Annotated in this window: 22 protein-coding genes; 20 read left to right on the forward strand and 2 right to left on the reverse strand. The window is 40.4% G+C overall.

The window, feature by feature from the left end; all coding sequences use genetic code 11:
- Window positions 1–44 precede the first annotated feature (44 nt).
- On the reverse strand, window positions 45–2,234 hold the full coding sequence (gene rnr / locus BLS32_RS03515; RefSeq protein ID WP_091391913.1) for a ribonuclease R: 2,190 nt from the start codon (window positions 2,232–2,234) through the stop codon (window positions 45–47).
- A 139-nt stretch (window positions 2,235–2,373) separates the two neighbouring features.
- Between rnr and BLS32_RS03520 the strand changes: the two genes are divergently transcribed.
- The 4 genes from BLS32_RS03520 (at window position 2,374) to BLS32_RS03535 (ending at window position 7,033) form a co-directional block, all read left to right on the forward strand.
- Complete coding sequence (locus tag BLS32_RS03520) at window positions 2,374–2,613, forward strand: hypothetical protein (RefSeq protein ID WP_091391915.1); 240 nt, start codon at window positions 2,374–2,376, stop codon at window positions 2,611–2,613.
- A 614-nt stretch (window positions 2,614–3,227) separates the two neighbouring features.
- Complete coding sequence (gene rpiB, locus BLS32_RS03525) at window positions 3,228–3,659, forward strand: ribose 5-phosphate isomerase B (protein ID WP_091391917.1); 432 nt, start codon at window positions 3,228–3,230, stop codon at window positions 3,657–3,659.
- Window positions 3,659–4,567, forward strand: a complete 909-nt coding sequence (locus BLS32_RS03530; protein ID WP_091391919.1) for a cation diffusion facilitator family transporter — start codon at window positions 3,659–3,661, stop codon at window positions 4,565–4,567. Before rpiB ends, BLS32_RS03530 begins: the two co-directional genes overlap by 1 nt.
- 342 nt (window positions 4,568–4,909) lie before the next feature.
- A complete protein-coding gene (locus BLS32_RS03535) occupies window positions 4,910–7,033 on the forward strand; it encodes a Tex family protein (RefSeq protein ID WP_091391921.1) in 2,124 nt (707 codons plus the stop codon).
- 62 nt (window positions 7,034–7,095) lie between these two features.
- Here the strand turns inward: BLS32_RS03535 and BLS32_RS03540 are convergent, their stop codons facing one another.
- Window positions 7,096–7,278 (reverse strand): Sec-independent protein translocase subunit TatA/TatB, encoded by a 183-nt coding sequence (locus BLS32_RS03540; RefSeq protein WP_091391923.1) that lies wholly within the window; start codon window positions 7,276–7,278, stop codon window positions 7,096–7,098.
- A gap of 210 nt (window positions 7,279–7,488) precedes the next feature.
- Between BLS32_RS03540 and BLS32_RS03545 the strand changes: the two genes are divergently transcribed.
- The 16 genes from BLS32_RS03545 (at window position 7,489) to BLS32_RS03620 (ending at window position 25,588) form a co-directional block, all read left to right on the forward strand.
- Window positions 7,489–8,355 (forward strand): M23 family metallopeptidase, encoded by an 867-nt coding sequence (locus BLS32_RS03545; RefSeq protein ID WP_091391925.1) that lies wholly within the window; start codon window positions 7,489–7,491, stop codon window positions 8,353–8,355.
- Between the two features lie 5 nt (window positions 8,356–8,360).
- Entirely contained in the window at window positions 8,361–9,869 is a 1,509-nt protein-coding gene (locus BLS32_RS03550; protein WP_091391927.1) for a GH3 auxin-responsive promoter family protein, read from the forward strand.
- Window positions 9,866–10,747 (forward strand): carboxypeptidase-like regulatory domain-containing protein, encoded by an 882-nt coding sequence (locus BLS32_RS03555; protein WP_091391929.1) that lies wholly within the window; start codon window positions 9,866–9,868, stop codon window positions 10,745–10,747. Before BLS32_RS03550 ends, BLS32_RS03555 begins: the two co-directional genes overlap by 4 nt.
- An 86-nt stretch (window positions 10,748–10,833) precedes the next feature.
- Entirely contained in the window at window positions 10,834–12,525 is a 1,692-nt protein-coding gene (locus BLS32_RS03560) for a DUF6909 family protein (RefSeq protein ID WP_091391931.1), read from the forward strand.
- A gap of 5 nt (window positions 12,526–12,530) precedes the next feature.
- Entirely contained in the window at window positions 12,531–13,511 is a 981-nt protein-coding gene (locus tag BLS32_RS03565) for a hypothetical protein (RefSeq protein ID WP_091391933.1), read from the forward strand.
- A gap of 10 nt (window positions 13,512–13,521) precedes the next feature.
- On the forward strand, window positions 13,522–14,379 hold the full coding sequence (gene rfbA, locus BLS32_RS03570; RefSeq protein ID WP_091391936.1) for a glucose-1-phosphate thymidylyltransferase RfbA: 858 nt from the start codon (window positions 13,522–13,524) through the stop codon (window positions 14,377–14,379).
- A 4-nt stretch (window positions 14,380–14,383) separates the two neighbouring features.
- The gene (rfbC, locus tag BLS32_RS03575) at window positions 14,384–14,935 is read left to right on the forward strand and encodes a dTDP-4-dehydrorhamnose 3,5-epimerase (protein ID WP_091391938.1); all 552 of its coding nucleotides are present in this window, start codon (window positions 14,384–14,386) and stop codon (window positions 14,933–14,935) included.
- Window positions 14,929–15,774 carry a dTDP-4-dehydrorhamnose reductase gene (gene rfbD / locus BLS32_RS03580; RefSeq protein WP_091391940.1) on the forward strand — a complete coding sequence of 282 codons (846 nt, stop codon included), beginning with the start codon at window positions 14,929–14,931 and terminating at the stop codon, window positions 15,772–15,774. Before rfbC ends, rfbD begins: the two co-directional genes overlap by 7 nt.
- A 59-nt stretch (window positions 15,775–15,833) precedes the next feature.
- Entirely contained in the window at window positions 15,834–16,823 is a 990-nt protein-coding gene (locus tag BLS32_RS03585) for a glycosyltransferase family 2 protein (RefSeq protein ID WP_091391943.1), read from the forward strand.
- A gap of 124 nt (window positions 16,824–16,947) precedes the next feature.
- Window positions 16,948–17,868: a sugar nucleotide-binding protein gene (locus BLS32_RS03590; protein ID WP_091391945.1), complete on the forward strand. Its 921-nt coding sequence runs from the start codon at window positions 16,948–16,950 to the stop codon at window positions 17,866–17,868.
- Window positions 17,868–18,659: a sugar phosphate isomerase/epimerase family protein gene (locus BLS32_RS03595; protein ID WP_091391947.1), complete on the forward strand. Its 792-nt coding sequence runs from the start codon at window positions 17,868–17,870 to the stop codon at window positions 18,657–18,659. Before BLS32_RS03590 ends, BLS32_RS03595 begins: the two co-directional genes overlap by 1 nt.
- Window positions 18,649–19,440, forward strand: coding sequence for a glycosyltransferase family 2 protein (locus tag BLS32_RS03600; RefSeq protein ID WP_091391949.1), 792 nt, complete (start codon window positions 18,649–18,651; stop codon window positions 19,438–19,440). The genes BLS32_RS03595 and BLS32_RS03600 overlap by 11 nt, the downstream gene beginning before the upstream one ends.
- On the forward strand, window positions 19,437–23,063 hold the full coding sequence (locus tag BLS32_RS03605) for a hypothetical protein (RefSeq protein ID WP_091391951.1): 3,627 nt from the start codon (window positions 19,437–19,439) through the stop codon (window positions 23,061–23,063). Before BLS32_RS03600 ends, BLS32_RS03605 begins: the two co-directional genes overlap by 4 nt.
- Window positions 23,063–24,202 (forward strand): FAD-dependent oxidoreductase, encoded by a 1,140-nt coding sequence (locus tag BLS32_RS03610; protein WP_091391954.1) that lies wholly within the window; start codon window positions 23,063–23,065, stop codon window positions 24,200–24,202. Before BLS32_RS03605 ends, BLS32_RS03610 begins: the two co-directional genes overlap by 1 nt.
- Before the next feature lie 22 nt (window positions 24,203–24,224).
- Entirely contained in the window at window positions 24,225–25,121 is an 897-nt protein-coding gene (locus BLS32_RS03615) for a glycosyltransferase (protein WP_217639545.1), read from the forward strand.
- A gap of 101 nt (window positions 25,122–25,222) precedes the next feature.
- Complete coding sequence (locus tag BLS32_RS03620) at window positions 25,223–25,588, forward strand: hypothetical protein (protein WP_091391959.1); 366 nt, start codon at window positions 25,223–25,225, stop codon at window positions 25,586–25,588.
- Window positions 25,589–25,666 lie beyond the last annotated feature (78 nt).

Here is a 25,666-nt window from a genome sequence, read left to right on the forward strand (position 1 = left end):
TTAAGATTCATTAAGACTTAATTTCTTAATGGTTTAACTTCAGTTTATTCTTCAGTATTGTTTTTTCTGATGAATGAAAAATCCAGTTGTTTTTTCACTAAATCGGCGTTTTTGACTTTTACATACACTTCGTCCCCAAGCTGTAAAAGCTGGTTTGAAACCGCGCCAACCAAGGCATATTGTTTTTCATCAAACGTATAATAATCGTCTTTGATTTCGCGGATGCGGCACATGCCTTCACATTTGTTCGACACGATTTCAACATAAATTCCCCATTCGGTCACGCCTGAAATCACGCCCAGGAATTCTTCATCTTTGTGATCCTGCATGTATTTCACTTGCATGTATTTGATGCTGTCGCGCTCAGCATTTGTAGCCAATGATTCCATATTCGAGGAATGCACGCATTTTTCTTCGTACACTTCTTCACTAACCGATTTTCCGCCATCCAAATAATATTGAAGTAATCTATGTACCATCACATCGGGATAACGCCTGATTGGTGATGTAAAATGCGAATAGTAGTCGAATGCGAGTCCGTAGTGGCCAATGTTTTCCGTAGAATATTTGGCTTTGCTCATCGTTCTGATCGCTAAAGTATCAACTAAATTTTGCTCTTTTTTACCTTGAACATTAACCAAAAGCTCATTTAAAGATTTGGAAATTTCTCCTTTTGATTTCAGATTGATCGAATAGCCAAACTTAGAAATAACCGTTTGTAAATTGATCAATTTGTCTTCATTTGGCTCGTCATGAATCCTATAGACAAACGTTTTCTTTTGTTTTCCAACGAATTCCGCAACTTTTCTATTGGCTAAAAGCATGAATTCCTCAATTAAGTGATTCGCATCTTTCGACACTTTAAAATAAACGCCGGTTGGCTCTGATTCTTCATTGAGGTTGAATTTGACTTCGACTTTATCAAATGAAATAGCGCCGTCGGCCATTCTTTTTCGACGTAAGATTTTTGCCAATTCATCCAATTTTAAAGTCGCTTCGACAATTTCGTCTTTCACGACATATGAACTTCCGGTAATTGAAGTTTCTTCGGGAATCGTATTATCCTTGGTTTCGATAATGTATTGCGCTTCTTCATACGCAAACCGCTGATCGGAATAAATCACGGTTCGTCCAAACCATTGATTCACGACCGCAGCTTTATCAGTCACTTCAAAAATCGCTGAAAATGTATATTTTTCTTCATTCGGACGCAAAGAACAGGCAAAATTCGACAACACTTCAGGAAGCATCGGCACCACTCTGTCTACCAAATAAACCGAAGTGCCGCGTTGATACGCTTCATCATCTAAAATGGTTCCTTCCTGCAGGTAATACGAAACATCGGCAATATGAATCCCAATTTCGTAATTTCCGTTGTCCATTTTTTTGAATGAAAGCGCATCGTCAAAATCCTTCGCATCTTTCGGATCTATCGTGAAGGTCAGCGTATCGCGCATATCACGTCGGTTTGCAATTTCGCTTTCCTGAATCGACGTATCTATTTTTTGTGCAAAAACTTCGACTTCAATAGGAAAATCATAAGGCAAACCATATTCGGCTAAAATTGCATGGATTTCGGTATCATGCTCGCCTGGTTTTCCTAAAACTTTAATGACAGATCCAAACGGACTGTCGGCTTTTTTTGGCCAGTCTTCAATTTTTACAATGACAACATCGCCGTTTTCTGCATCACCATATTTTTCTTTTGGAACAAAGATATCCGTGTACATTTTGGCATTCGCCGTAGAAACAAACGCAAAATTCTTCTGGATGTCGATGACTCCGACAAATTCCATTTTCTTTCTTTCGATGACTTCGATGACTTCGCCTTCGGGACGTTTTCCTTTTCTTCGGTTGTACACATAGACTTTTACGATGTCGCCATCCAAAGCACGGTTTAAATTGTTTGTCGGAATAAACACGTCTTCTTCAAAATCAGGGCAAATAAAATACGCCGTTTTGCGGCTCGTCATGTCGATTTTGCCTTCGTAATAATCCTGGCTGATCGCTTTAACGAGGTATTTTCCGGGTTCGGTTTCGATAATTTTATTTTGTGAGGCCAGGATCTTTAAGTCTTTAATGATTTCGTTCCGGCTTTTGGTATCGTCAAGCTCTAATATGGCTCCGATTTGTTTGTAGTTGAATGCGCGGTTTGCATTCGTAGATAAGATTTTTAAAATTTTTCCTGAAAAATCTTTATCTGTTTTCCCTAATTTATGGGGTTTCTTACTCATAATTCTTTTCTAATAATGCCGAAAATTACAAAATACTTTAGAGTTTCACAGTTATATGTTAACACTTTTAATGAAATTATAACTTCTAGCTGGGCAAACATCAATATGCAAACTTCGTATCTTTATAAAAACACTTGAAATGGAAAGCTTTATCACCATTGCGATTTTCGATTATCCGCATGAAATTGCGATTTTAAAACACCGGCTCGACCAGGAAGGTTTGCAGTATTATTTCGAAAATGAGGCGACGGCTTCAATCGTTCCAATGTATTCGATCGCGCTTGGTGGCATCAAGCTAAAGATCCATCCAAACGATTCCGAACTGGTCAAGCAAATTCTTTCCGAACTCAATGGCGATTCGAATCTCAAAATCGTTTAAACTTTTAAAGTTGTCAACATCTATTAAAAACAACAAAAAGAAAAATTGAAATTAAATTAATTTTAGGTGGTTATTATAGCGTGTTGATAGTAGCTATAAATTTATTTTTTGCGGCATTGATTCTAGATTGTACTTTCTTATAACAATTTATTAACATACCATTTGGATTTTAAAAGCTTCAAGATGAACGTTTTTTTGATTGTTATCCACAACTGTTAACAATCCTTTTTTAATAGATTTTGTAGATAAGTCGGATTGCTGATTTGTGTTAAGAAAAACGATTTGAGTATTGATAACTTTTACAAAAATTACCCAAACTAAATTTGTTTTTCCGGTTTGGGTTTTGGATTACAATTTTATCGGACACCAACAAAAAATACTTCTAAAATTCTATCCCAAGTTATAAACAATTCATGTTAATTTAAAGTTAACTGATTATCAGCTAATTGCAAAACACAATTAACAATCTATAATTTTAACAATTTAATTACATAAAAACCAATAAGAATCAGCGACTTACGTCGAATTTGATAAAGCACTTCAAATTACAATCGCATTCGGTTTACTTCGCAATTCTTTTGGTAAATTTGTGCACACAACCTAATCAATATGTTATGAAAATCTCGATCGGAAACGACCACGCAGGCCCGGATTATAAAAAAGCGATTGTTGCAATGCTGCAATCCAAAGGCCACGAAATCCTCAACCACGGCACTGATGTTTTTGACAGCGTCGATTATCCCGATTTCGGCCATCCGGTTGCCTCTGACGTTGAAAATAAAACCGCCGATTTCGGGATTGTCATCTGCGGAAGCGGCAACGGAATCGCAATGACCGTCAATAAACATCAGGGCATTCGCGCTGCATTATGCTGGACCAAAGAAATAGCCGCACTTGCAAGACAACACAACGACGCCAACATCATCAGCATTCCCGCGCGTTTCACCTCAATTCCGCAAGCGGTCGAAATGGTCGAAACTTTTCTTTCCACAAACTTCGAAGGCGGCCGCCACGCAAACCGCGTCCATAAAATCGCCTGTCAATAATGGCACATTCACACAACCACAATCACAGCCACGAAGTCACAGGAAAAAACCTGTCGGTATCGATTTTCCTGAACATCGCTATCACGCTGGCGCAGATCATTGGCGGATTCATCTCCGGAAGTTTGTCGCTTTTATCGGATGCGCTGCACAATTTTAGCGACGTATTGTCGTTGATTTTAAGCCTTTTTGCCCACAAACTCGCCAAACGAAAAGCCTCAGAAAAATACACTTTCGGATACAAACGCGCCGAAATCCTCGCCGCTTTCATCAACGCCGCTACTTTGGTTATTGTAGCTTTATTCCTGATTTATGAAGCGGTCGAACGCTTTTCAAAACCAGAAGTCATCGGTTCCGGACTCGTGATCTGGCTGTCGCTGCTCGGAATCCTGTTCAACGGATTTTCAGCGCTGATATTAAAAAAAGACGCCGAACACAACCTCAACATGAAATCGGCTTACCTGCATTTATTCACAGACATGATGGCATCGGTCGCCGTACTCGTTGGCGGTTTGCTGATGAAATATTTCCAATGGTTCTGGATCGACAGCGTCATCACGCTCGGAATCGCGATTTATTTAATTATCATGGGATTCGGATTGCTAAAATCGACCACAAAAATGCTGATGCTTTTTACGCCAGAAGATCTCGACATCAACGAAATCATCGCAAAACTGCACAACGTTACCGGAAAAAATACGTTGCACCACATTCATTTGTGGAATTTAAACGACAACAAACTTCATTTTGAAGCGCACCTCGAATGCACCGAAAACATTTCCATATCCGATTTTAACAGCATCGTTTCAGAAATCGAAGAAGTGCTGCACCACGAATTCCACATCAGCCATTGCACGATCCAGCCCGAATTCGGAAAAAGCTGTTCGAAGGAATTCATCGTTCAGGATTAATTAAAATTTTACCATTAAGGAATTAAGAATCATGAAGCGTAGTTGTCTTAATGATTCTTAATTCCTTAATGATTCAAAAAAATTTATAATTGTTTAAACCCAATCCGGCTTTCCGCTGCAAGCTTTTACATAAAATGCTATTTTTGGCACAACAAAAAAGCAGCTTCCGTTGGTCGCTGTTTTTCATTGACAAAAATCACCATTTTAAAGCAAAAGGCTTTTCGCTTCAAATGCATAGCATTCACTGAACTCCAATTAAATATAAAAGTCAGTGAAGTAATCCGGGGTAAAAATGCGTTTCCAAAACAGCATAATTCGTAAATTAAAAATCGTAAATCAAGAATGACCAACATCGATTTCATCAGACAAACAGTTTCCACATCGGCACAAAATATCCAAAATACCGTTCAGCTTTTAAACGAAGATTGCACGATTCCGTTCATTTCGCGCTACCGCAAAGACAAAACCGGAAACCTCGATGAAGTTGTCATCGAACAAATCGCAAAGCAAAACCAGGCTTATGATGCGATTGTCAAACGAAAAGACGCGATCTTAAAATCAATTTCCGAACAAAAAGCACTCACGCCCGAACTCGAAAAAAAGATCAGCCAAAGCTTTGACCTAAACGAACTCGAAGATTTTTACCTGCCGTTCAAAAAGAAAAAGAAAACCCGCGCTGACGTAGCCCGTGAAAACGGGCTCGAGCCACTTGCCAAAATCATCATGGCGCAAAACAACGACAATATCGATCTTATTTCGTCCAAATATTTAAATGAAAAAGTCAGAAATGAAGACGAAGCTTTGCAAGGCGCGCGCGACATTATTGCCGAATGGATCAATGAAAATAGCTATGTCCGCAAGCAAATGCGCCGTTTGTTTAATCGAAAATCGACAATCACAACGAAGGTTGTCAAAACCAAAAAAGACGACGACAACGCACAGAAATTCAACCAGTATTTCGACTGGTCAGAACCGTTAACGAAAGCACCATCACACCGATTGCTTGCGATGCTTCGCGCCGAAAATGAAGGTTTTGTCAAGATGAAAATCGAAATTGAAAATGAAGAAGCGATTGATTTGATATCAGAAGTGGTTATTAAAAATAACAACGATACGACACCACATTTACAGCTCGCGATCGAAGACAGTTATAAAAGATTGCTCGCTCCGGCGATTTCAAACGAAGCGTTGCAGGAAGCCAAAGCCAAAGCCGATGCGAATTCGATTGGCGTTTTCGCAAACAATTTAGGCCAATTGCTGCTCGCGCCGCCACTCGGTGAAAAACGCATTTTAGCAATTGATCCCGGATTTCGAAGCGGCTGCAAAATTGTCTGTCTTGACAAAAAAGGCGATTTGCTATATAACGAAACCATTTTTCCGCACGCACCGCAAAAGGAAGAAACGATGGCAATGAAAAAAATCCGTTCGATGGTCAATTCATATAAAATCGACGCGATCTCAATCGGCAACGGAACCGCTTCGCGCGAAACTGAATTTTTCATCAAGAAAATCGCATTTGACAAGCCGGTTCAGGTTTTCATCGTAAGCGAAGCCGGAGCTTCAGTATATTCAGCTTCGAAAATCGCCAGGGAAGAATTTCCGAATTATGACGTCACCGTTCGTGGTGCCATTTCCATCGGAAGAAGATTGTCTGATCCATTGGCAGAACTTGTAAAAATAGACCCGAAAGCCATCGGCGTAGGCCAATACCAGCACGATGTCGATCAGGGAAAATTGAAAGAAGAACTCGATACGGTTGTGGTGCGCTGCGTGAATTCGGTTGGCGTGAATATCAATACGGCGAGTAAGCATCTATTGGGCTATGTGAGCGGAATCGGGGAGAAGCTTGCTGAAAACATTGTAGCTTACCGTTCCGAAAACGGGCCTTTCGAAGATCGGAAACAACTTAAAAAAGTGCCAAGATTGGGAGAAAAAGCCTACCAGCAAGGCGTGGCTTTCATTCGGATTTCAAATGCTAAAAATCCGCTCGACAATTCGGCCGTGCATCCGGAAGCATATCCGATTGTTGAAAAAATGGCCAAAGATTTAAAACTTTCCGTCAATGATTTAATTGCAAACAAAGAAAAAACAGCGCTGATTAAACCTGAAAATTACATTACGACTGAAATCGGTTTACTCGGATTAAAAGACATTATTAAAGAGCTTGAAAAACCAGGATTGGATCCGAGGAAATCGGCAAAAATATTCGAATTTGATGCCCATGTCAAATCGATTAAAGACGTTAAAATAGGAATGGTATTGCCTGGAATTGTGAACAACATTACGAATTTCGGCTGTTTCGTGGACATAGGAATAAAAGAAAGCGGACTTGTGCACATTTCCCAGCTCAAAGCCGGATTTGTATCGGATGTGAATGAAGTCGTAAAATTGCACCAGCATGTTCAGGTAAAAGTCACTGAAATCGATGAAGAAAGAAAACGCATTCAACTCAGCATGATTTTATAAGGCAAAAAAAAGACCTCAGCAATTTAACTCGCTGAGGTCATTAAAAAACACCAAAGATGTTTTTAAATTTTTTCTTCTTCTTCTTTTCTTGTAGCTGCCGGCTGGTCATTATCCTTTGCTGCATTTTTGAATTCCTTAATACCAGAACCCAAACCTTTCATTAATTCCGGAATCTTTTTACCTCCAAAAAGCAATAAAATTACTGCTACTATGATAAGGATTTCTGTAACACCTAATCTTCCCATGATAAAAATTTTTGTGCCGAAGCAATTGTAAAATGTAAAGGCAAATATAAAAAGAAAAAACGGTTACTGATTTGCTTATTTGGCAAATATTTATGATTTATCCGCGTTAAATCTCTTTTTGGCAGTGATTTAAAGGAAATGTAACAAAACACCCAATTTTCAAAGCCATTTAAATCCCTATATTTGTTAACTCATACATACTTACGGTAAATGTCCGGAAAAAGATTAAAAAGAAGAAAATTAGCCAAAAAACTATTTACTAAGAACCGTCTGGTGATTTTAAATGAGGACACTTTTGAAGAAATTTTCTCTTTAAAATTAACCCTGATGAATGTTTTTGTGGTTGCTACGATCGGTGCTATTTTGATCATTACCGTTACAACTTATATCATCGCCTTTACGCCACTGCGTGAATTTATTCCGGGTTACGCTTCCGACAAGCTCAAAAAAGACGCAACTGAACTGGCGTTGAAATCCGATTCACTTTCGTCATCCCTCAAAAAAAACGAAGCGTATATCGCCTCGATCCGAAAAGTACTGACCGGAGATCTCGAATTTGCCAAACTCAGCAAAGACTCTATTTTGGCTGCGCCGACAACATCCGATCCGGCAGCGGTTTCACCCTCAAAAGAAGACCTGAAATTGCGGGAAGAAGTCGCGCAGGAAGACAAATACAACCTTTTTGAAAAAGCGCAATCCAAAGCCGGAGTGGTTTTATTTCCGCCGGTGAAAGGCCCGATCACTGAAAAATTCGACCGGAAAGCGAAACACCTGGCTGTTGATATCGCTTTGGCCAAAGACACGCCGATCAAAGCCGTTCTTGGCGGCATCGTGATCTTTGCCGATTGGACACCATCAACGGGAAACGTCATCATCCTGCGCCACAACAACGGATTCATTTCGGTTTATAAACACGCAGCATCACTCACAAAATCGCAGGGCGACATCGTAAAAACCGGTGAAGTCATTGCGCTTGCCGGATCGACAGGCCAGGAATCAACCGGCGTGCATTTGCATTTCGAGCTTTTGAAAGACGGTTATGCGATCGATCCGACCCAATTTATTGAATTTGAATAAAAGATATGTCCATAAAATCTATAGCCGCTAAAATTTTCGCAAAGCAGGTTTACAACAAAACCCAAAAGTGGGTTCAAAATCCTGTAGAAACCCAGCAAAAAGTTTTTGACAAACTGATTGCTGCTGCGAAAAACACGCAATTTGGCAAAGACCACGATTTTGAAAACGTCAAAACTTACGCTGATTTTGCTGCTAAAGTTCCGGTACGCGATTACGAAGAACTCAAATATTATGTCGACCAGATGGTGGCCGGAAAAGAGAACATTCTCTGGCCGGGAAAACCATTGTATTTCGCCAAAACTTCGGGGACGACATCAGGCGCGAAATACATTCCGCTTACAAAGGAATCGATGCCATTCCATATTCAAGCCGCCCGAAACGCGATCCTGAGTTACATCCACGAAAGTGGGAACGCCGATTTTGTAAATGGCAAAATGATCTTTTTACAAGGCAGCCCGGAAATGGAGGAAAAAAACGGCGTAAAACTCGGTCGCTTGTCGGGAATTGTTGCGCATTTTGTCCCGAAATATTTGCAGAAAAACAGAATGCCATCCTGGGAAACCAATATTATAGATGATTGGGAAACGAAAGTCGATGCCATTGTAAAAGAGACGATACATGAAGACCTATCGGTCATTTCGGGGATTCCGTCGTGGGTGCAAATGTATTTTGAAAAACTGCAGCAAAAAGGAGGAAAGCCTGTGGGCGAAATCTTTAAAAATTTTAATTTGTTTATTTATGGCGGTGTGAATTATGAGCCTTATCGGGCGAAATTTGAAAATCTGATCGGGCGAAAAGTCGACAGCATTGAATTGTTTCCGGCATCGGAAGGTTTTTTCGCATACCAGGATTCGCAGAAAGAAAAAGGCATGTTGCTGCTTTTGAACTCCGGAATTTTTTATGAGTTCATCAAATCGGACGAATTTTTTACCAATTCCAACGGTTCGGGACCAAAACGTTACACCATTGGCGAGGTCGAAACCGGTGTCAATTATGTATTGATCATTTCTACAAATGCCGGGCTTTGGGCATATAATATTGGCGACACCGTACAATTTACTTCGACAAAGCCGTACCGCGTGATCGTTTCGGGCAGGATCAAACATTACATTTCGGCATTTGGGGAACATGTCATAGGGAAAGAAGTTGAAGCCGCTTTGCAGGAAGCGATGTTAGGAACTGATGTCAGCGTAAACGAATTTACCGTCGCGCCGCAAATCACACCAGCAACCGGATTGCCGTACCATCAATGGTTTATCGAATTTGAAAATGAGCCTAAGGATTTACAGGCTTTCGCCGATAAGATCGATGCAGCAATGCAAAAACAAAACGTGTATTATTTCGATCTGATTTCAGGAAAAGTACTGCAAAGGTTAGTCATTTCGAAAGTGCCCAAAAACGGATTTCAGGATTACATGAAATCAATCGGAAAGCTCGGCGGACAGAATAAAATTCCGAGGCTGAGCAACGACAGAACCATTGCAGATTCGTTAAAAACCATTTCTCAAAAATGAAAAATTCCTTCTTTTTCGGGCTGCTCTTTTTCGTAGGCTTTTCTGCTTTGGCACAGATCAGAGGCGTAGTGAAAGACAGCATTGATGGAAAACCAGTTCCGTATGTGACGATTTCGGTCGAAAATGAAAATTTCGGAACAACCTCAGAAGAAAATGGCGAATTTAAGATCCATGTTTCAGATAAAAGTAAAAAACTGGTATTTTCAGCGTTGGGATTTGAGCGCAAAACAGTTTCCATTTCAGACGTTTCGGAAGTCAGGCTCAAGCCAACGGCATTGCAACTCGACGAAGTGGTGATTTCAAAGCGATTTGAAACGCAGAAGAAAGAAATCGGCGAACCCGAAAATGCCATTCTGGAAACTTTTGATAAAGCACCGAGGATCGACATCAAGTTTTTTCCATACGATCCTTCATATAAAAAAACAAGGTATCTGAAGCAGGTGGTGCTGGTGACCGATAGTAAAATCAATGATGCCACATTTAAAATCCATTTTTACAGCGTCGATGCAAATGGGTATCCCGGCGAGGAATTGCTTGAGAAAGATTTTATCGTTGCTGTGGATAAAGGCGTGTCGAAAACCAAATTCAACGTCTCGAAATTCAATTTGATCATGCCAAAAACAGGCCTGTTCGTTGGTTTTGAAAAGCTGCTGATCGATAAGAATTCCGTTGAGAAAATGGTGATGAATTACAATACGAATGAAGCTTTACCTGTAACGACCTATTATCCATTCATGCTGTACAACAATGTCAAACGCAATTTTCAGTTTGTTTTCATTGGCGGAAAATGGATCCGGAAAAGCAATCCTGATCAAAACAATCCGGCAGATAAAATCAGGATATATGAACCGGCAATTACAATCATTCTTACCAACTAAATATAAAAATGTTACATTTGCAGGTTAGAAAATAAATATAAAGCAAGAAGCCTTGCGAAAAAAGGCAAAATTATAGCAAACAATTAATGAAAGAAATTAAAAATATTGTAAGATCAAGGGCACAGGAATCTTCAAGTGCCGTTGAGAAATTATACATCACGATGCGCCATTTGTTCAACCGCGGTTTTTACAAGCCGATGGGCGTTTCGGGAGACACTTTAAGGGAAGCTTTGCTGTCATTGCGTCCTGAAATTTACGGAACCATTGCAGAGGAAAAAGTAGAATTGAACGGACTTTTATATGTTATCGAAAGGCTTCCTGTTGGAATTGAGGAATGCCGTTTCATCAACTTAACTTCGGACGAAGGTTATTCGAAATCGCATTTCCAGGCGATTGTTCCGCCAAAGCGAAAAAGAAACTGTTACCGCATTGACGACGAGCAGATGAACGTTGAAATTACGCGCGGGCGTTCAGATATTTACGATATCCTGACGCATTTGACATTTATTTTCATCGAATCCCATAAAATCAAAAACAGCGTTCTAATCGATGAATCTGGCGAAGTGACGCGCGACTGGCTGAAGCTCGAAATGGCGGTCGTAGCCAATAAAAAGCTGAACCTCATCGATAAGGAAAAGGCCATTTCGCATACCGCGAATATCCTTGGGCGTACCTTTGCTGAGGTTTTAGACATTTACGATGCATTCGCCACGACGGAAAAACCAGACCGATTCCTACACGTCATTTACTGGCTCGGAAAACTCGCGCTTGAAGAAGCGATGGGAAGCGCGAAACGAACGATCACTTTCAGCCCGATTTTGAGGGAAAGGCTCGGACACCACATTCACGGGGAAATCTGGGCGACGAATATTAAGGAAGTTTTGAAAGAAAATGAACTTTTAAACCGTCCGATCCATATCATCAGCGCGAATATGCACAGCGTGATGAATTCGCTTTTTGCAATGCACGTGTTGAAAGCCAAATTCAAAGACCAGTCGGATTTTAATATTTTTGAAGAACTCAGCAAATCCGGCGCACACGACGTAAGAAATAAAGTGGAGGAATTTGCGAAGCTGCACGGCATGATTGCGCTTCCGGACACTTCGGGAACAAATATCGACGTACAGATTTTTGATACGGCGAAGATTGACTGGAAAAAATCGGCTTTCCCAACCGCCAAAACCGGCGAAAGCGCACCAGTGATCATTGTCATGGATTATGCGTTTGGAGAACAGGCGTATGAAACGATTGACGAATTGCTGAAACCGTATAAAATTTCGAAAGACAATAAAGTGTTGCTGAATGTCGAATCGGTTTCGATCATGGGCAAAGCCGGGATTCTGGAAGGCGGAAAAGGCGATATCATGATTCCGTCGGCACACATCAATGAAGGAACAGGCGACAATTACCCATTTGAAAATGAGCTCACGGCAGCAATGCTCGAAGGCAATGACATTCCGGTTTATGCCGGGCCGATGGTTACCGTGTTGGGAACTTCTTTGCAAAACAAAGACCTGTTGAAGTTTTTCCACGAATCAACCTGGGGCGTGATCGGGCTTGAAATGGAAGGTGCTTATTACCAGAAAGCGATACAATCGGCATCAAAAATCAGGAAAAGCATCAATCCGGACGTGAAAGTCAGATATGCTTATTATGCATCGGACAATCCGTTGGAAACCGGAAGCACATTGGCTTCGGGCGGACTCGGGACAACAGGGGTGAAGCCGACTTATCTGATTACGATTAAAATATTAGAACAAATTTTTAACATACAATAATTTTTATGAATACAAATCCTACGAGAAATCCAGACGATCAGGAAATTAACCTGGGTTTAATCTCAGACAAAATCGGTGGTTTTTTTCAAAACATCAATTATCTTATTTTCAGGGCGATACAGTTTGTGATCAAACACATTGTGGTATTGGGCATTTTGGTTGTAATTGGTGTTGCCGTTGGTATGTTATTAGACAAAACGAGCAAGACGTATGACCATCAGATCATTGTTAAAAGCAATTTTTTAAGTACGGATTATTTGTATGCAAAAATCGACCTGATCGAATCCAAAATTAAAGAAAGAGATACTTTATTTTTAAAGGCTATTGGTGTTGAAGATCCTGCAAAACTGACCTTTATTGAAGTGAAGCCAATCGTTGATATTTACCAATTCGTCAATTCAGAACAAAATTTCCAGATCCTGAAACTGATGTCTGACGACAGTGAGGTAAAGAAAATCATCGAGGATAAAACGACGAGTAAAAATTACCCTTTTCATCTGATTTCTTTTACGACGAAAGATTATACCACGCGTAAAAAAACGGTTGAGCCTTTGATGAAATATCTGAACAACAGCGCATACTACAGCAAAATTCTCAAAGAATATGTAAATAACGTCAAAGAAAAGATCAAGGCAAACGACATTATCATCGCTCAAATTGATGCATTCCTTAACGGATTGTCAAGATCAGATGCATCAAAAGACAACAAATTGGTTTATTACAGCGAGAATTCACAGCTCAACGATGTGATCGAGACCAAAGACAGGCTTTTGAAAGAGCAGGGAAACAACAGGATTGACCTTGTTAACATTGATCAGATCGAAAAAGAAAGCAATTCGATCCTGAATATTGAAAATAAAACAGCAGTGAACGGTAAACTTAAATTTGTCCTGCCATTCATACTCGTTTTGATCTACCTTGGAATCTTTTTCTTCATTAGGTTTTACAAAGCACAATCATTAAAATACGAAAACAAACAAAATTAAAACGCCAAAGATGAAAGGAATTATTTTAGCAGGAGGCTCAGGTACAAGACTACATCCATTAACGTTGGCGGTAAGCAAGCAACTGATGCCCATTTATGACAAGCCGATGATTTACTATCCGCTGTCTACTTTACTCTGGTCTGGCATCAGGGAAATCCTGATCATTTCAACACCGCACGATTTGCCGTTGTTTGAACAGTTGTTGGGCGATGGGAAAAAATTCGGCTGCAGCTTTGAATATGCCGTTCAGGAAAATCCAAACGGGCTTGCCGAAGCATTTATCATCGGGAAAGAATTCATCGGAAACGAAAAAGTCGCATTGATCCTTGGCGATAATATTTTTTACGGAACAGGGCTTTCTGAACTTTTACTGGCCAACAGCAATCCTGAAGGCGGAATCATTTATGCTTACCATGTGCATGATCCCGAACGTTACGGCGTAGTCGATTTTGATGCCAATGGCAAAGTGCTTTCAATTGAAGAAAAGCCTGAAAACCCAAAATCCAATTATGCGGTTCCCGGAATTTATTTCTACGACAATGACGTAGTAGAAATTGCGGCAAACATCACACCGAGCCACCGCGGCGAACTCGAAATCACCGACATCAACAGGGAATATCTCGAACGCGGAAAACTTCAGGTGAGCATCCTCGACAAAGGAACAGCCTGGCTTGATACGGGAACATTCAATTCGCTGATGCAGGCTTCACAGTTTGTCCAGGTCATTGAAGAAAGACAAGGCCTTAAAATTGGCTCTATCGAAGAAGCGGCATATAAAATGGGCTACATTGATGCTGCACAACTCAAACTATTGGCTCAGCCGCTGTTAAAAAGCGGATATGGTACTCATTTGCTAAGCATAATATAATTGTATGAATTTTGTTCCAACGAAATTAGAAGGCTGTTTCATCATTGAACCAAAAATCATCAGGGATGATCGTGGGTATTTTATGGAAAGCTTCAACGAAAATACGTTTTACAACGGCACAGGACAAAAAGTGCACTTTGTTCAGGACAACCAGTCCTTTTCTTCAAAAGGCGTGTTGCGCGGACTGCATTACCAAACCGGCGATCATGCACAGGCCAAGCTTGTCAGCGTGATTTCTGGCGAAGTGCTGGATGTTGCGGTAGACATCAGGCCGGGTTCTAAAACCTATGGTCAATATGTGGCAGTAGTGCTTTCTGCAGAAACCAAAAACCAGTTTTTTATCCCAAGGGGTTTTGCCCACGGATTTCTGGTGCTCAGCGAAACTGCGACGTTTTTTTACAAATGCGACAATTTTTACAACAAAGAATCTGAAGGCGGACTCATTTATAATGACGAAACCATCGGGATCGACTGGAATTTCAATCCTGCGGAATTTATTATTTCCGATAAGGATAAAATTCAGCCGATACTTAAAAACGCGAAAAAAGCATGGTAGTTTTAGTCACAGGAGCTGCCGGGCAGTTGGGCCAGGCTTTGCAGTTTATTTCCGATAAATATTCGGAAATCCAATTCAGATTTTTTACATCTTCTGAATTGAACATTACCGATGCAGCAAATTGTGAAGCGGTTTTTTCAGAAATAAAACCTGATTATTGCATCAACGCAGCGGCTTACACTGCGGTGGACAAAGCCGAAAGCGAACCGGAAAAAGCATTTGCGATCAATGTAACCGGAGCGAAAAATCTGGCGGAAGCCTGCAAGAAAAACAACACCAAACTGATCCATGTTTCCACCGATTTTGTTTTTGACGGATTAAAAACCACACCTTACACCGAAGAAGATTTTCCAAACCCAACAGGCGTTTACGGACAAACCAAACTTGATGGCGAAAAAGCCGTCCAGCAAACCTGGCCGCAGCATTTTATCATCAGGACGTCATGGGTGTATTCGCAATTTGCCAATAATTTCATGAAAACGATGATTCGCCTCGGAAACGAAAAAGACCAGTTGAATGTCGTGAGCGACCAAACCGGAACGCCAACACATGCTGTCGACCTGGCTGAAGCTTTGGTGGCCATCATTCAGAAAAATCCGGAAAATGCATTTGGGATTTACAATTTCAGCAATGAAGGGCAATGCAGCTGGTATGATTTTGCAAAGGAAATCTTCGAAGTCAATCACATTAAAATCGATCTGCAGCCGATTCCAACATCGGCATATCCAACTCCGGCAAAACGCCCGGCTTACAGCGTACTCGATAAATCAAAAATCCGGCAAGCTTTCGGTATCCCGATTGCAAACTGGGAAGAAGCACTCAGCGCTATACGTTTGTAAAATAATTAGGTTGCTTTCGTTAAATATTTTAGTTTTACAGGCTTAAAACAGGCAATCAAATGAATAATATTACCGGCATTGACATTTCAATCATCGCACCTTTATATAACGAAGAACAGGTTTTTTCGCAATTGATTGAAAGGCTTCAAAGTGTCATCGATAAGACACCGTTTGCCTGTGAAGTCATCCTTGTAAATGACGGAAGCAGCGACAATACTGCTGCACTTATCGAAGAAATTTGCCTTAAAGACAGCCGCTTTACCGGAATTTTACTGTCGAGAAACCATGGCCACCAACTTGCAGTGACTGCCGGATTGGCATCTGTACGTGGAAAACAAGGCGCGATGATCATTGATGGCGACCTTCAGGATCCGCCAGAATTGGTCAATGAATTCTACAAATTGCTGCAACAGGGTTACGATGTCATTTATGCCGTCCGGAAAAACAGGAAAGAAAGCTTTTTGAAAAAGATGGCTTATGCGGTTTATTACCGTTTGCAAAAGAAAATATCGAGTTTTAATATCCCAATTGACAGCGGCGATTTCTCAATGTTAAGCCGCCGGGTTGTTGACAACATGAGCATGATGCCAGAGCAAAGCCGTTACCTTCGCGGGATGCGCGCATGGATTGGCTTTAAGCAAATTGGGTATGAATATGACCGCGATGAGCGCCATGCCGGGGAAACCAAATACAGCTGGTCGAAATTGTTTGAACTTGCGTTTAACGGAATTTTTAATTTTAGCGATTTTCCGGTCAGGATCATTTCAAGGCTTGGATTAATTACAATCTTTTTCTCATTGATCTACTTTGTTTACAACGTTTATAGAAAAATTTACTACAACGATGTGCCGCATGGATTTACGGCAACGATACTTGCTATTATCATGTTTAGCGGCGTGCAGTTGCTGTCACTGGGGCTAATTGGCGAATATGTATTGCGGATTTACAACCAGGTCAGGAACAGGCCTTTGTTTATTGTGGATAAAATTATTCAGGATGGACGGGAAAACCCCGCAGGCATTGTTTCAGAGCGCAGTAAAAAACCATAATTCATTACACCTGGCCAATCCTAAACGGCAATCACATGACATCTTAGAAGCGCATTAAATGTGATTTAATTGATTTGTATCCGATGTAAACTGTATATTTGGCACATCAATTAAATACATAAAAATGAAGCTACTCGTTGGGCATACGGGATTTGTTGGTTCCAATTTGAAAGGGCAAACCCATTTTGACGGATTGTATAATTCTGCAAATATTGAAGATGCTTTCGGGCTGAATCCGGACGTTTTGGTCTATTCTGGCGTTCGTGCCGAGAAGTTCCTCGCCAACTCTGAGCCTGAAAAAGATTTTGAGATCATCGAAAATGCGATTTCAAACATCCAAAAGATCAATCCAAAGAAACTGATCCTGATCTCGACCGTCGATGTATATTCGAAACCGGTGCATGTTGATGAATCTGACGACACCCAAAAACTTGAGCAGGCTTACGGCAAAAACAGGCTCTTTCTCGAAAACTGGGTTGCAGAAAATTTTGAAGACCATCTGATCGTCAGGCTTCCGGCATTGTTCGGCAAAAACCTTAAGAAAAATTTCATCTACGACCTGATCCAGATTGTGCCGTTCATGCTCAATGAGAAAAAATTTACGGAGCTTTCGCAGGAAAATAATTGGCTCAACGATTATTACACGAAACAGGAAAATACATTTTACAAACTCAATACCATATCGGCGGAAGCCAAAAAAGAACTAAAGCAAAAATTCCTCGACATGGGTTTCACAGCTTTAAACTTTACCGACAGCCGCGGTGTGTTTCAATTTTACAATTTGGCCGATTTGTGGCCGGATATTGAAACTGCCCAAAAACACCAGATCAAAAAGCTAAACCTTGCAACAGAACCGGTTTCTGTAAACGAAATTTACAAGGCGGTTTTCCGGAAAGATTTTTTAAATGAAATCCTGCCCGAAGCGCCGTTGTATGATTTTTACACCAAACATGCCCCGCATTTCGGAGGCAAAAGCCATTACATCAGAAACAAGGAAACGGTCCTGAAAGCCATTCAACAATTTATCTCCGAATCTGTAGCCTGATGAAATTATCGATTTCCAACATAGCCTGGACTTCCGAAGACGACCACATGATGTATGCTTTTTTGCAGGAAGCAGGTTTTTCGGGCCTTGAAATTGCACCAACCCGCATTTTTTCTGAAAATCCGTATGAGCATTTGGAGGCTGCAGCCGATTTCAGCGATCAGTTAAAAGAAAACTTTCAACTCGAAATTTCTTCAATGCAATCGATTTGCTTTGGCAGGAACGAAGCTATTTTCGGAACGAAAGATGAACGCGAAGCCATTTTCAATTACGTCAAAAAATCAATTGATTTTGCGGCGGCGATGCATTGCAATAACCTGGTTTTCGGATCGCCAAAAAACAGGATCATCGGCACAAACCAGATGGATGTTGCGTTTGATTTTTTTGGAAAACTCGGGTGTTACGCCGATTCAAAAGGAACCGTTATGGCATTGGAGCCGAACCCCGACATTTACGGAACGAATTTCATCAATACGACCCAACAGGCGATTGATTTCGTGAAAGAAGCAGCCGTTCCCGGATTAAAGATTAACCTGGATTTTGGCACATTCCTCCACAACAATGAAAGCCTGGATTTGATTTCAGATCATTTGCCGCTGATGAACCACATCCACATCAGTGAACCGTATCTTGAAAAAATTGAACACCGCGAATTGCACCGCGAGCTTGCCATTTTACTCAAAGAACAACAATACGACCGCTTTGTTTCTATCGAAATGAAGAATCTGAATGATATTGAAGCTGTCAAAAAAACCGTGCTTTACCTCAAAGAAACGTTTTATGCTGTATAAAAAAATGACCGGCGTTCCTGCCTTTGAAGCTTTTGAACTGAACGAAAAGAAAGCCAAATATTGCCTGTGCATTCCGATTATCAATGAAGGGGAAAGAATACTAAACGAGCTGAAACGCGCGCAACAACACGGGATTCACGAACTCATCGACATCATTATTTGCGATGGCGGATCTACTGACGGATCGACCGATATTGAAAAATTAAAAGCCCTGGGCGTAAACACACTTCTGGTCAAAAAAGATTCCGGAAAACAGGGCGCCCAGCTCAGGATGGGATTCTGGTTTGCTTTTGAAAGAAATTATGAAGGCATTTTAACCGTCGATGGCAACAACAAGGACAGCATCGAATCGGTTCCGTTGTTTATTGAAAAACTTGAAGCCGGCTACGATTTTATCCAGGGCTCAAGATATGTAAAAGGCGGGAAGGCAGTCAACACGCCATTGATCAGGCATTTGGCTGTAAAATTCATACATTCGCCAATCATCACGCTGACGGCAAGGCATCGTTTTACCGATTCTACCAATGCTTTCCGCGCGTATTCAATGAAATATTTAAAACATTCGAAAGTAAAACCGCTTCGCGAAGTGTTTACAGGTTATGAGCTTTTGGCATTTTTATCTGTCAGGGCATCGCAGCTCGGATTGAAAGTGGGCGAAGTTCCTGTTGAAAGGGTTTATCCAGTTTCGGGGAAAACGCCAACGAAGATTAGTTTTTTTAAAGGCAATTCAGATTTATTAAAGATTTTATTCAAAAATTTTAAAGGCGACTACAATCCATGAAAAAGTTCTTAGAAACCATAAGGGAATATTCTGAAAAAAACCCGAAAGCCTTTAAAGCGCTGGCGGCACTCAGTTTTTTTGGCTCTTTATTTGTGCTCTCGCCGCTGTTGAATGTTGTACTGCAATTCAGGCCCGCGATAAAGGATTTTTCACAGCATGTGATCTCGAACGGAACAATTTACAACTATGATGTTTCGTCGAGGATTAAAACATATTATGGCAGCATCATTTCGGTTATAGCCGTTTCTGGACTACTATTTTCGGGACTTTTCATTTATTTTCGTAAAAAGATCGCCGATAGCGTATTTAGCCAGAAATCCCTTGAACTCGTTTTTAACTTGTCGTTGGTAGGCATGATGTCGGTATTTGCAGGCTTTTTCCTGATCAATGCCGATGTTGCGGTGTACATTGTTTTTTTTCTTGCCGTTTACACCTTGTTTCATACAAAGGCAGACAGGGCAAACAGCGATGAAGATGGTTTTTGGATATTGTCAGTATCAATTCCATTTGCAATGCTTTTATTTGAGTGGTTTCAGAAAAAAATTCAAACGGGTTTTTTTTCAGTCGATTTGGTTGTTTCCAATGTAACAATTCCATTTTCCACAAAAAACATCTTCTTTTTCTTATTGTTTGTTTTAGTCAATATGGCAGCATCTATTTTCTTGCGCTGGTTTTTGGGAAAAGAAAACGATTCGCAAATTGCATTAAAGCGGATGACTCTTTTCGCTGCCACGATTCCGTTAGCCGGAATTGTTGCAGTGCAATCCCTTGGCCTGGAATTTTTTAATATCCTTAATGTAAGGACAGGATATGTGTTTGACAGCCCGAAACTGTTATTTGCTGTGGTTGCTGTGGTTGCTATAGGAATTTCTTTATGGCGATACTTTAAACTTCGCGGCAAAGAAGTGGTGCAAACCAATGTCATTGCCAGATATTTCTTTCCGCTGCTAATTGTTTCGCTGGCCTTTATGATTGCACAACCATGGCGCGTTGCGGGTGCACAGGATGAGTTTTTTGAATCTGCAAACCATGGCATTTCTGTCGATCACTTTTTTCGTTACGGAAGCATTCCAATCATTGAAACTTTTGATGCCCACATGCTTTCAAATGAGATTTTTGGATTCGTCTACAGTTTTTTAAACGGATACGAACCCTGGTCGCCATTTTTGTATAATTCGTATGCAGACATTTTCAATTACCTGCTTCTTTTTTTCCTGTTAAGGAAGCTTTTAGATCCGAAAATTGCTTTGGTGGTGTGCCTTTGTTTCCCGATGCTCGACATCCTGAACAACTATTTTATTTTCACGGTTTTTGTTGCATTGGCATTGCTCAGGCTTTTCAAGACCCGGTCGACCAGAGCTTTTTATGTGTATTGGATTTCAATATTGCTGTTATCCCTATACAGGCTCGATTTGGGTTTTCCTAGCGTTATAGCAGGAACGGCGGCCTATTTTATCTTTAATTACATCGGGAAAAACACCTATGAATTAAAAAAATTCGTTGTTACTGCAGCAGTAACCTTTGGAAGTGCACTGCTGCTTTTTGCGGTGCTCTGCCTGGTAAAGGGGATTAATCCGCTGGAAAGGCTGCACGAATTCGTGGTGGTTTCGATGTCAAATCAGAACTGGACTTTTGAAAACATGGGCGATCAGAGCACTACAGTGTTCAGGATTGTTTATTATGTTTTACCGCTGGCCTTGATTTTCCTTCTTGCAGGCCTTTGCTTAAGGACGTTCTTAGACCGGAAATATGCAAATGAGATCATGTCGAATGAAAGAAGCCGTGAAGCAGCGATCCTTTTCGTGTTCTTTGCACTGGCTTTTTATTTTAACATTCCAAGAGGAATCGTCCGCCACACTTTATTGATGAATATCATTGTAACGTTTACTAGTACGATTCCGATAGCGGTATGCTGTTTCATTTTTATCAAGAAAAGGACATACAACCTGATGCTTTTTCTATTTTTAATTATCGGGTTTTCTTTTCTGGTCAAGCTCAATGAGACAAGCCTGAAAGGCAAAAGTCAAAGCCTTCTTGCTGCCGCCATAGGTTCCCAGTCGTTCAATGAGAAATTCCAGGAAGCTTATCCGTTTAACGGAACCCGGACGAAACCCCAAACCGACGAAAAGGAAATACAATATTTCAAAAGCCTTCTTGATGCCGTTTTGAAGCCGGATGAAACGTATTTTGATTTTTCATCGCATAATTACTATTTTGCGCTTACCGGAAGGAAAAATCCACTCTATGTGAACCAAACGCCGCTGATGCTCAATGGTGATTTTTCACAGCAACGCGCGCTGGAAGAAATTAAAGGCAAAAACATTTCGGTCGTATTGATGTCAGACAGCACCAACATGTGGAGAACGATCGATGAGGTGTCGGTTGACCTGAAATATTATATGCTGTCAGAATATGTATATCATAATTTTAAGCCGATACTTAAGCTTAAAGACATCATTATGTTTGTTCGCAAAGACAAATGGGAAACCTATAAAAAGCAATTAAATACCAGTAAAACGATATTGACCGACTTCATGATTTCTGATTTTTCAAAAATTAATGTTGGTAAATTGAACAACAACCAGATTTCGGTAGCACCTTCTGAAAGAAAAGGCCTCGTGCTCACTTCTGCAGGCAGCGATCCGTTTATCACAGGAATTATTCCGGCAATTTCAGAAACTACAGCATTTGAGAAAAACGCTCCTGTAAACATTGATATCAAATTCTTTGATTCAAATGGGCCGGTACAGGTGTTTTATCTTTTGCCCGGACAGGAAACTTACACCGAAGAAAATTCGGTCAGGAAAACACTTAGCGCGGCAGAAAACACGGTGTCGCTGAACCTTTCGGCTTTTCCAAAAGACATCAGGATTGATTGCGATGCGCCAAAAGTCGAAATTTCGGCCATTCATTTTTCAAATCCGGTAAACCCGAATTCCATTTTGCCCGAGGTGCCAAACCAGCAACTTAAAAATATTCCACGTGTTTGGGGAGAAAAAGCCGACAGCAATGTTTTTGATAAAGTTAAAAAACTCGAATACCAACTGTTGCAGCCAGAAATCATATTGTCTTTAGACACGCAATCAAACTTAAAGCAGCCCATGTATCTTTTTACCGAATTTAAATCGGATGAGGTGATCAATGTCAGGGTAAATTTATACGACAAAACCAATGTGAAAAGAGGCGAGTACACCTTTTTAGCCGAAAAAGGACTGCATCAATATGCGCTGCGCTTGAGTACGAATTATTACTGGTGGAACAGTGCGATAGCAAAAATTACGCTGAGCGCGGATAAAGCCATTGCGATTGATAAGTTTGCAATTATTTCCAGCAATGGGAGTTTCCAAAAGTCAAGCGATAGCAGTACCTTTACGCTGAGTAATATTACAGATGAATATTGGGAAGGCGGCGTTGGCCTTAAAATGAATGTACTGTTAATGGGCAAATCGCCAGTGGTTTTGAAAGTATTGGCAAACGCAAAGACACTTGAATTTTCAGACGGATCGATCATGCATATTAAAAAGTATACCGAAGCAGGAGATTACATCCACATTGAAATGGAAGAACAGGTTGGGCTTTTCAAAGCATCGGCGGCTTATCCAAATAATATAAAGATTAAATAATGCAGAGCGATTTTTTTGATAAAGTAATCATCGGAGCAGGGATTTACGGTCTTTATGCTGCAGATTTGTGCGGAAAAAAAGGAGAAAAAGTGTTGGTTCTCGAATATGACAATTCTCCTTTCATGCGTGCTACTTATATCAATCAGGCGCGCGTTCACATGGGTTATCATTATCCTAGATCGTATTCGACGGCGACAAAATCGGCGAGTTATTATGATCTTTTTAAGAATGACTACGGATTTTCGGTCAAGGAAGATTTTGAGAAAATTTATGCCATCGCAAGTAATTTTTCATGGACGAATGCGGCACAATTCCAAAAATTCTGTAAAGATTCGAAAATTCCGTGCCGGCCTGTAGATCCGTCAGAATATTTTAAGCCAGGATTGGTGGAAGGCGCCTTTCTAAGCAAGGAAAGTACTTATGATGCCGCCATCTTACTGGAGCATTTCCTAAAAAACATAAACGAGCAGGAACAGGCAACAATCCTTTATGGCAGCAGGATCAGAACGATTGAAAAGCAAGGAAACAATTACGAAATTGTCTTAGAATCGGGACAGCACTATACGACGCCTTTCATTTTGAATTCTACGTATGCTTCTGTAAATCAAGTCATATCCAAATTGGATTTTGAAAAAATAGAAATTAAGTACGAGCTTTGCGAAGTGATTTTGTGCAAAGTCAGCGATTCGCTAAAGAATATCGGGATTACCGTTATGGACGGCCCGTTTTTTTCGCTGATGCCATTTGGAAAAACCGGTTACCATTCGCTTACATCGGTTTCCTACACGCCACATAAAACGAGTTATGATGCGTTGCCGACATTCGACTGCCAGCCGCACAGCCAAAACACCTGCAGTCCGGAACAGCTTGGAAATTGCAATATCTGTGTAGCAAAACCAGAAACAGCATGGGATTATATGTATGGCATTGCCCGAAAATACCTCAATGATGATATCGAAATTGAATATGTAAAATCGTTGTATTCGATTAAGCCGGTTCTAAAATCGTCTGAAGTGGATGACTCCCGGCCAACAGTAATCAAGCAGCATTCGTCCAAACCGGCATTTATTTCTGTACTATCAGGAAAAATAAATACAGTGTATGATTTAAATGAAATATTGACAGAAAGTGACTATTAAAGAAAAAAAATTAGTTTCGGCTGTGATATACCTTCACAACGAAGAAGACAGGATCGCTGGTTTTCTGCAAAAGATCATTGGCATCCTCGACCAGAATTTTCAGAGTTTCGAAATTATCGTTGTGAACGACTGTTCTACTGATAATTCGATCAAGAATATCAAGGCGCTCAAAGATTTGGCATCATCACATATTAGTTTGGTAAATATGAGTTTGCACCAGGGCCTGGAGGTGTCTATGACAGCCGGAATTGACCTTTCAATGGGGGATTTTGTATATGAATTTGATGATCTTGCGATCGATTATCAGGAATCCATGATTCTCGATGTCTATTACCGCATCGTTGAAGGGTTCGACATTGTTTCGGTAGCGCCTGTCACGCACAATGCTTTGTCTTCAAAACTCTTCTATAGTTTATTCAACAGGTATTCAAAAAGCAAGTACAAATTGCGTTCAGAGCGTTTCAGGATTTTGTCCCGACGCGCGATAAACCGCGCCTATTCCATAAGCAAATCCATTCCTTACCGAAAAGCGCTTTATGCCAACAGCGGATTAAAAATGGATGTGCTCGAATACAAAACAATTCCGCGCAGTTATCCTAGAAGCAATAAAGAAAAAGGCATATTCCGCAATAAAATGGCCTTGAACTCCTTGATTATTTATACCAATCTTGCTTTCAGGATTTCAATTGGCATCACCATCGTTTTATTTTGCCTGACGATGTTCTCCGGAATTTATGCCTGTGCCATTTACTTTAGCGAAAGGCCTATTGAAGGCTGGACTACGACCATTTTGCTCATTTCAGGCAGCTTTTCAGGCTTGTTTTTTATACTTGCCATTATTATAAAATACCTGTCGTTAATTGTTGAGCTGATTTACAGTAAAAAAACCTACCTGGTAGAGTCGGTAGATAAAATTTAAACCCTAAAAACCAGGTACATCACATTAATTTTGATTTTTTTAAGAAAAAATTATTTTGAATAAAAAAAATAGATACTTTTGCAACAAAATAAACTTTCAAGATGAAAAATAGAATTTACGCAATTTGCATGTTTGCAATGTTGGCTTTCGCTTCATGTAAAAACGAACCAAAACAAGATGAAACAGCCAAAGAGGTAGTAAAAGAAAATACTATTAAGCTTAGTAATTATTCAGACGAAAACTGGAATGCAGGCGTTGGAATTGTTTACAACATGTTTATTGTTGACAACAATGCAGAAAACGTGGCAAAATTAAAATCAGTGAAAGAACTTGTACTTTCTGACGGAACCTACGTAACTGTGACTGGAACCAATGAGGCAGGGAAATTCATTCAAGTTCTTTTGAAGGATAAAGCTTCAACATTTCAGAAACTTGCTGGTTATCCTAATGAACTTGTTGTTCAATAACAACATTTCAATACCAACAAACTTTTTTTTCTAAGATATTGCTTTTCGGCCACTTGATTTCAAGAGGTTTGATTGGCA

This window comes from Flavobacterium noncentrifugens (assembly GCF_900100375.1).
Taxonomy (GTDB): domain Bacteria; phylum Bacteroidota; class Bacteroidia; order Flavobacteriales; family Flavobacteriaceae; genus Flavobacterium; species Flavobacterium noncentrifugens.